This window comes from Blautia sp. HCP3S3_D9, from assembly GCF_052063845.1.
GTDB lineage: Bacteria > Bacillota > Clostridia > Lachnospirales > Lachnospiraceae > Blautia_A.
Genome location: NZ_JBQHWS010000155.1, coordinates 1 through 6,743, shown reverse-complemented (window position 1 = coordinate 6,743; position 6,743 = coordinate 1). Strand labels below are relative to the sequence as shown.

Sequence of the window (6,743 nt, the reverse complement as noted above, 5' to 3'; positions counted from 1 at the left end):
AGATGTGTATAAGAGACAGGAATACGCTTCTGTCATCAGGTATCATGATGAAAATTCATTAAACAGCGTATTAGCCATTGCCTATCTGGGAACCATGCAGTATTATTTTAAACCGGTTCGTGAATTTCCTACAGGACGCGGATTTGCAGATTTTATTTTTATCCCTAAGCCTGAATATAAAAGTGTTTATCCTGCATTGGTTGTTGAATTGAAATGGAACCAGAAAGTGCAAACGGCAATACAGCAGATTAAAGACAGAAAATGCCCATCCTCGATTTCAGATTATACCGGTGATATTTTGCTTGTAGGAATTAATTATGACAAGAAAAGTAAAAAGCATCAGTGCATAATTGAAAAAGTGTAATAGAATCTGAAAAATATATATAAGAAACCGCAAGAATCAGACTCTACAAGATACTAGGATAAAATTGGAGGAGTGTACTTCCAGCTTCCAGGGTCTAACCCTATGAAGTCTTGCCAACACCAAAGTTATGATGGGAATGGTCTGTGAGACGGATTTGCTTGACAGGGATTTGCAGGATAGCATCGCAGAACTTAACATCATCTCGGAGCAGATGCAGATTGCCATTGCGGAGAACAGCCGGGTGGCATTAGATCAAGATGAGTATGAAAAACGCTATGCCGAACTTACGGCAAGGTATGAAAAGGCAAAAGCTAAGTATGATGACATCGCCGAGCAGATAGAAAGCAAGAAGGCGAAGAGAGAATTGTTCAAAGGGTTCATTCGAACTTTGGAGAAGCAGGACGGCTTAACCTGCGAGTTCGATGCCGGGATTTGGAGCAGTCTTGTACAGGAAGTGATTGTGAAATCCAAGGACGATATAAGATTCATGTTCAAGAACGGATTTGAAGTAAGAGTATAGAAATAGGATTTGATGGCACTCGGGCAGTGAAATACTGGGGTGGTTTATGTGGAAAAAATGTAGGCGATATGATATGATAAACGATAAGATGTCCCATGAAAAAAATTTTGATGGATTAATTTGATATTTTGTAAAAAGAGTAAAAACAAAATAGGAGTGAAATTTTGATGAATATTGAAAAAAATTTGAGAGGTGGAAAGTTTAATCGTCTTCTTGAAAAAGCTATGGTTGATGTAAAAAATAAGACAAACCTAAACAGATTGGAACTGGAAGTTGTTTATTTGCTATCTCATTATGATGATATAACAACATTGACGGATATATGTCGGTACACGCAGATGAATAAAGGTCATATGTCTACTACTTTAGAGAATCTTGTTAAACAAGGATACATTGTATGCAAAAGAGATGATAAAGATCGCAGATATGTGAAATATGAGCTGACTGATGCGTCGGAACATCTTTGTCAGGAAATGGAGATTCTCTGGGCAGAGTTAACCGCCAAGGTGGTGGAAGGAATTGATGAAAGTTCTTTGGCGGTATTTAACCGGGTGTCTGAGCAGATTAGTCATAATATAGACAGATTCTTGGAGAATGACTAGGAATTGTTACACCGAGTAATCGGTGTGCAATTTTTTTATTTCTTTTGAAAAAATAGGTTGACATAGGTTTTTTATGTGCTATAATCCTTTTTAAACAAACAGTTTGGAAACAAACTGTTTATATATGCTTCATATGAAGCATATATTTTTTACAAAATAAGTAGCACTCAATACAAGAGAGTGCTAACAATAAAGAAAAGAGGTAATGATTATGCAGTTAAAACCATTAGGAGAGCGTGTTGTTTTAAAACAGCAGGAAGCAGAAGAAAAAACCCAGTCCGGAATTATATTACCGGATAGTGCAAAAGAAAAGCCACAGACAGCTGTTGTCATTGCAGTAGGACCTGGAAGTGAAAAGAATGGAAAGAAAACAGAAATGCAGGTAAAAGAAGGCGACCGTGTGATTTATTCTCAGTATTCCGGTACAGATGTTAAGTTGGAGGATGAGGAATATATCATCGTAAATCAGTCCGATATTATTGCAATTGTGGAGTAGTAAAATAAAAATACAGTTATTTTATATGTAGAAAGAAGGAATTAACATGGCAAAGGAAATTTTGTTTGATATCGATGCAAGAAAAAAGATGGAAGCAGGCGTTGATAAGCTGGCAGATACAGTAAAGGTGACAATCGGACCTAAGGGACGTAACGTTGTATTGGATAAATCTTACGGAACTCCTTTGATTACGAACGATGGTGTTACGATTGCAAAGGAGATTGAACTGGAAGATCCTTATGAGAATATGGGTGCACAACTTGTGAAAGAGGTCGCAACCAAAACGAATGACATTGCAGGAGACGGCACGACAACGGCAACTGTTTTGGCACAGGCTCTAGTAGGCGAGGGTATGAAAAATATAGCAGCAGGTGCAAATCCAATTATTTTGCGAAAAGGAATGAAGAAAGCAGCAGATACAACTATTGAAGCACTGGTTAAAATGAGCAAGCCTGTAACCGGAAAAGATCACATTGCAAAGGTTGCTGCAATATCTGCAGGTAATGATGAAGTCGGAACAATGATTGCCGATGCAATGGAAAAGGTTGGAGAGAATGGCGTCATCACAATAGAAGAATCAAAGACGATGCAGACAGAGATAGAGGTTGTAGAGGGAATGCAGTTTGACAACGGTTATTTATCTGCTTACATGTGTGATGATAAAGAAAAGATGATAGCTAATATGAATCATCCATACATTTTGATTACGGACAAAAAGATATCTAATATAAAGGATATTCTTCCTATATTGGAGCAGGTAATGCAGCAGGGAAGAGAAATGCTGATTATTGCAGATGACGTAGAGGGTGAAGCACTTACAACACTAATCGTAAACAGGTTGAGAGGCACACTCAAGGTCGTAGCTGTAAAGGCACCGGGGTATGGTGATGGTCGTAAGGAGATGTTAAAGGATATTGCAATTCTGACAGGTGGACAGGCAGTACTCGATGACCTTGGCATGCAATTAAAGGATATCACAGTTGATATGCTTGGACAGACTAAATCAGTTAAAGTAACAAAGGAACATACAACCATCGTGGATGGCGAGGGCAAGAAACAGGACATTGAAGAAAGAATCGCAATGATTAAGAGACAGGCTGCAGATGCTTCTGAGTACGACAGGGATAAGCTGGTAGACCGGGTGGCTAAGCTCGGCGGTGGTGTTGCAGTTATTAAGATTGGAGCTGCAACTGAAACAGAGATGAAGGAAGCTAAGTATCGTATGGAGGATGCATTAAATGCCACTAGGGCTGCTGTGTCAGAGGGAATCATCAGTGGCGGCGGATCTGCTTATGTTCACGCACAAAAGGCAGTATATGACATGATATCAAGCATGGAGGGTGATGAGAGAACAGGAGCAGAGATTGTAGCCAAGGCATTGGAGGCTCCGCTTCGTGCCATTGCTGAAAATGCAGGCCTAGAGGGTGCTGTCATCATCAATAAGGTAAAGGAGTCAGATGAGGGCATAGGCTTTGATGCAATTTCTGAACAGTACGTCAATATGGTCGATGCAGGAATTATTGATCCTGTCAAGGTTACAAGAAGTGCACTTTCCAATGCGATTAGTGTGTCATCAACCTTATTAACAACGGAGGCTGCTGTGGCAAATATTAAGGAAACAGCACCTGCAATGCCGGCACAACCGGAAATGGGCTATTAAAATAATCCATTCTCTTTTACGAAGGGAAGTGACAGTCTGTTGCTTCCCTTATTTTAAATAAAGGAGGAGTAATATGGCAGAAACTATAGGAAATACAGATATTATAAAGCTGTCCAACGAATTGATATACCAAAGGCACTTGTTTAACCGGGAGCATAGAAAAGATGTCTTTATGAAAATGAGTATCCCAGAATACATTGCATTACAATATATTGCAATGGAGGAGACATCCGACATTTATTCAGGACGAGTCTTTCTGAAGGATTTAGCGGACAAGCTTCAGATGACGATGCGACAGATTTCTAAAATGGTAGAAAAGCTACGAGACGTAGGATATGTATTATGGTCTCATGACGGTAACGGCAGTGAGGGCACCTATGTTACAATTACTGAAAGCGGACGAAGCCTGTTAAGGGCGCAGGAAGAAACACTTAAGAAGTATTACGGGAAGGTGTTCGAAAAGTTTGGAAAGGATAATTTGATTCAGTTACTACAGCTTATGAAGCAGTTGGAAACTATTATGAGCAGTGAGGTGGAGAATCTGGAGGTGAATAGAGATGACAACGGAGCAGATGAATGATTATTTTGAAGAATTGGAAGCAGTTTGTCTGAAAAATGATAACATTGCTCCGCGGTTATTTGAAGAATATGGCGTAAACAAAGGGCTTAGAGATGAAAATGGGAAAGGTGTCCTTACAGGACTTACCAACATATCAAAAATAGTGTCTTCAAAAATTGTTGATAATCAGAAGATTCCCTGCGATGGGGAATTGTGGTACCGGGGCTATCGAGTGGAAGATTTGATTCATTGTTTAGGACAAAATGAGTTTGGATTTGAAAAAATAGCATATCTTCTTTTGATGGGAAAACTGCCTGATGAAAGAGAGAAGGAAGACTTCGATAGAATTATTGGAGAGTGTAGGACATTGCCAACCAATTTTACAAGGGATGTCATTATGAAAGCACCTTCGGAGGATGTCATGAATTCCATGACCCGAAGTATTCTTACCCTGGCATCTTATGATAAAAAGGTAAAAGAACCAGGTGTCAGCAATTCGCTGCGTCAGTGCATCCAGCTCATCAGTGAGCTCCCATTGTTGGCAGTATATGGATATAATGCTTACAATCATTATGAAAAAAATGAGAGTATGTATATTCATCATCCCGATAAACAGCTTTCCACCGCGGAAAATCTATTGATGCTTCTGCGACCAGACAGGAAATATACCCTTACAGAGGCAAAGGTTTTAGATACGGCACTCATTTTGCATATGGAACATGGAGGAGGTAATAATTCTACATTTACCACAAGAGTCGTTACGTCATCCGGGTCTGACACTTATTCTACGATGGCAGCAGCAATGTGTTCGCTAAAAGGACCAAAACACGGAGGCGCCAACATTAAGGTAATGGAAATGATGGATGATATTAGGGTGCATATAAAGGATTATTCAGATAAGGATGAGATAGAAGCATACTTAAGAAGGATTGTTGATAAAGATGCATTTGACCAAAAGGGCTTAATCTATGGAATGGGACATGCAGTATATTCTATTTCTGATCCGAGGGAGAGAGTATTTAAAGATTATGTAAAACAACTGGCAGAGGAAAAGAAAAGGCAAAAAGATCTTGAATTGTATGAAAACATAGAGATGCTTGCTCCAAAGATCATAGCAGATAAAAGACATATCTATAAAGGTGTCAGTCCCAATGTAGATTTTTACAGTGGATTTGTCTACGATATGCTGGGTATACCGGTAGAACTTTATACAGCCATGTTTGCAGTAGCTAGAATCGTAGGTTGGAGTGCACACAGAATAGAAGAGATGATTTGCACGGATAAAATCATCAGACCAGCATATATGAGTGTTATGGAAGAAAAAAGACTCAGTTAGAGAGCTTTCTAACCAAGATTTCAGATGGTGTAATAATAAAATAATGCGTCAGCATATACATAAAATTAAAGAGCAGCAGACTTCATAGGGGTGTTTATTTGAACACCCGTCAGAAAGATATAGAAAAAGTCCTGACAGCTTTGAAGAAGGCTGAAAAGGAATTAAGAAAGATTTTTGGGTCTGACCATTTAAAGGTGAGAATAAGGTGAAGGATGCCCTGCTTAACATGGGTTATACTTGCCAGAATGAACATAAGATCAACTGGCTTGTTAATGTTAGCGAAATGGGAATCAAATATGCAAAGTGAATTTGGATAGATGAAAGGAATACAACAAAAATGGAAGAAATCGTTAAGTTCTTAAAAGAAGCAGAAACATATTACTTGGCAACGGTCGAAGGCGACCGCCCGCAAGGGCAGACCCTATGAGTGGTGTATTGATGTTAAGATGGTAGTATCGCCTTCAAGCAGGACATGACCCTCAGCTGCAACGACCTAGGGAGCCTTTGCAGGGCAGCAGAGGACAAGCGCTATAGCCTGCGGAACAACGAGGAAACGCTGAAGCTGATCCTTTTCTTCCTGACGAAAGCGGAGCTGGTCGATGAGTACGAGGCTTGGAAGGAAGCCAACCCAAACGCCTAACAGCACCCAAAAGGTACACGCCCCGAAAAGGGGCTGTGCCTCGTATCCGATGCGTTTCTGAAACTGGAAAATATTAGGTTGAATAAAATAAAAATTTCCGAAATGGGAAAATAATTTGATATTCTGCGTATAATATGCTATACTGAGAAAAAAGGAGAAATGCAGATATGGTTGAACGAAAAGAATATCTTGACCAACTTTGGGCATGGAAAGACGAGCAGCAGATTAAGGTCGTGACCGGAATTCGTCGCTGTGGAAAATCTGTACTTCTGGAACAGTATCAGCAGAGACTCTTAGCGAATGGAGTCACACCAGAACAGATTATTTCTATCAATTTTGAAAATCTGGATTACGAACCTTTAAAAGATTATATGAAGCTGTACAACTACCTCAAAGAACGTTTGTGTGCAGATAAGATGACATACATCTTTTTGGATGAGGTTCAGGAAGTTCCGTCATTCGAGAAGGCGGTTGACAGCCTTTATATCAGAGACCATGTGGATGTTTATATCCTGTCTCTTATACACATCTGACGCTGCCGACGACCTACCTAGTGTAGATCTCGG

9 protein-coding genes are annotated in these 6,743 nt (G+C 39.8%); all 9 read left to right on the top strand.

The features are described from left to right. Nucleotides 1-364 (top strand): PD-(D/E)XK nuclease domain-containing protein (locus tag ACTNES_RS18415; RefSeq protein ID WP_441040328.1); only part of this gene is annotated, 364 nt, incomplete at its 5' end. Between the two features lie 136 nt (nt 365-500). Continuing rightward, the gene (locus tag ACTNES_RS18410) at nt 501-884 is read left to right on the top strand and encodes a hypothetical protein (RefSeq protein WP_441040327.1); all 384 of its coding nucleotides are present in this window, start codon (nt 501-503) and stop codon (nt 882-884) included. A gap of 167 nt (nt 885-1,051) precedes the next feature. Continuing rightward, complete coding sequence (locus ACTNES_RS18405; protein ID WP_441040326.1) at nt 1,052-1,486, top strand: MarR family winged helix-turn-helix transcriptional regulator; 435 nt, start codon at nt 1,052-1,054, stop codon at nt 1,484-1,486. Nucleotides 1,487-1,697: 211 nt separating this feature from the next. Next, the gene (gene groES, locus ACTNES_RS18400) at nt 1,698-1,982 is read left to right on the top strand and encodes a co-chaperone GroES (protein ID WP_075681758.1); all 285 of its coding nucleotides are present in this window, start codon (nt 1,698-1,700) and stop codon (nt 1,980-1,982) included. Between the two features lie 46 nt (nt 1,983-2,028). Continuing rightward, nucleotides 2,029-3,642 carry a chaperonin GroEL gene (gene groL / locus ACTNES_RS18395; RefSeq protein ID WP_441040325.1) on the top strand — a complete coding sequence of 538 codons (1,614 nt, stop codon included), beginning with the start codon at nt 2,029-2,031 and terminating at the stop codon, nt 3,640-3,642. A 73-nt stretch (nt 3,643-3,715) separates the two neighbouring features. Next, nucleotides 3,716-4,222, top strand: a complete 507-nt coding sequence (locus ACTNES_RS18390; protein ID WP_441040324.1) for a MarR family winged helix-turn-helix transcriptional regulator — start codon at nt 3,716-3,718, stop codon at nt 4,220-4,222. After that, nucleotides 4,200-5,537 carry a citrate/2-methylcitrate synthase gene (locus tag ACTNES_RS18385; RefSeq protein ID WP_441040323.1) on the top strand — a complete coding sequence of 446 codons (1,338 nt, stop codon included), beginning with the start codon at nt 4,200-4,202 and terminating at the stop codon, nt 5,535-5,537. Before ACTNES_RS18390 ends, ACTNES_RS18385 begins: the two co-directional genes overlap by 23 nt. A gap of 472 nt (nt 5,538-6,009) precedes the next feature. Further along, entirely contained in the window at nt 6,010-6,177 is a 168-nt protein-coding gene (locus tag ACTNES_RS18380) for a hypothetical protein (RefSeq protein ID WP_441040322.1), read from the top strand. A 167-nt stretch (nt 6,178-6,344) separates the two neighbouring features. Further along, complete coding sequence (locus ACTNES_RS18375; RefSeq protein WP_441040321.1) at nt 6,345-6,710, top strand: ATP-binding protein; 366 nt, start codon at nt 6,345-6,347, stop codon at nt 6,708-6,710. Nucleotides 6,711-6,743 lie beyond the last annotated feature (33 nt).